Consider the following 1,293-nt stretch of genomic DNA (forward strand, 5'->3'; position numbering starts at 1 on the left):
GAGCGAAGCGGAACTCAACAGCTGAAGCGATAGCGCAGCACCGCGCGAGCGGTGCTGCGCTATCGTTCGAGCTGCGCTGCCCGCCGTAGCGGGTCGGCTCGAACGAGGGGTTAGGCGTCACTTGGCGGCGGCGCACGCCCTACCTCACGAACAATGGACTCAAAGAGTTCCTTCTGCTGCCAACGTCGAAGCTCCTTTGCCCTTGCGGCATATCGCTCGACGATCGGCAAAGCTGGCTTGCCCATGGAGACGAGTGCGACCCTAGCCACATCCTTGATGGGTGTAGCCATCTGACCGAGTTGCTTGAACTGGAGGTGCATTGCATATCGATTCAGCATCGCGTCGCAGATCGCAGAGGATGTATCTACGAGTCGCAGTCGACCCGCGATTGCAGTAAGGATCCGGAACTTCATCGGATCGTTTGTAGCCCTTATCGCTGAAGCAACAGCATCTTGATCGACAGTCCAAACGGTCAGGAGAGCGATGACAAGATCGAGCTCCTGCTTGTCGAAAGCGAGCATGCCCCTGAGTATTGAGAAGTCGCTTCGAGCGATGGATGCGGCGATCGCGGCTGCCGATGCGGCTAGATGAACATAGGGGTCGGCTAGCAGCGCCGTACCGCTCGATTCTGTCGGTATGGCTCTAGCCAAGGTAGTCAGGGGGCGAAGGCCGATGCCGTAACCGGCATTCAGCCGAACTGACTTGAGCTCGGCAACCATCGCCTCGACCTTCTCATTCACAGAGCGGTCAGGTGTGAGATCACGGACCAAGTCAAGAGCGACCTTGCCGGCAAGATCGGCAGGGCTTTCAAAGCGCATGCACACATGTCGCTGCCGCAGAAGGTCCTTGAAGCGCTGCAATCGCTCCGCGCCTTCATCGCGCTGGACGTCTTTAGGCGCGACTAGATGGCGCTCTTCATCAATTAGGTAGACGTAGATCCTCTTCTTGCTTTCGGATGCGCGCTCGTATTCGCGCTGAGTGATTGAAGTGCCTTGCGGATCAGTTGAGCCATACCGCATGCCAACGACGAGGACGTAGATGTCGGCACGATCCACGGCGCGCAGACAGACATCCATCGGCGCATCTGCCTCTGCGCCAAAGTACTCCATCGCCTCTAGCAGCGTTTTCATACGCTGCAGGACGTAGAGCACAGACTTCCGGTGCTCTTGGAGGTCTGCGAATGTAGAACTAAGGAATACGGTTTCTGGCATCGGATTCCGTGGCGACCAAGGGGCTCAGTGACGCCTAACGCTTCAGCTGTTGAGCCTCTGCGCTTCTCAGCGGGCGCTTGTT

Annotated in this window: 1 protein-coding gene; it reads right to left on the reverse strand. The window is 57.9% G+C overall.

The window, feature by feature from the left end; all coding sequences use genetic code 11:
- Nucleotides 1-110: 110 nt before the first annotated feature.
- Nucleotides 111-1,211: a DUF4062 domain-containing protein gene (locus tag CAPSK01_RS22825; RefSeq protein WP_273703592.1), complete on the reverse strand. Its 1,101-nt coding sequence runs from the start codon at nt 1,209-1,211 to the stop codon at nt 111-113.
- Between the last annotated feature and the right edge of the window lie 82 nt (nt 1,212-1,293).

It is taken from the genome of Candidatus Accumulibacter vicinus (genome assembly GCF_000584955.1).
Taxonomy (GTDB): domain Bacteria; phylum Pseudomonadota; class Gammaproteobacteria; order Burkholderiales; family Rhodocyclaceae; genus Accumulibacter; species Accumulibacter vicinus.

Bases quoted from the DNA above. Each gene is read 5' to 3' on its own strand.
- CAPSK01_RS22825 (WP_273703592.1), bottom strand. From the start codon at position 1,211: ATGCCAGAAACCGTATTCCTTAGTTCTACATTCGCAGACCTCCAAGAG.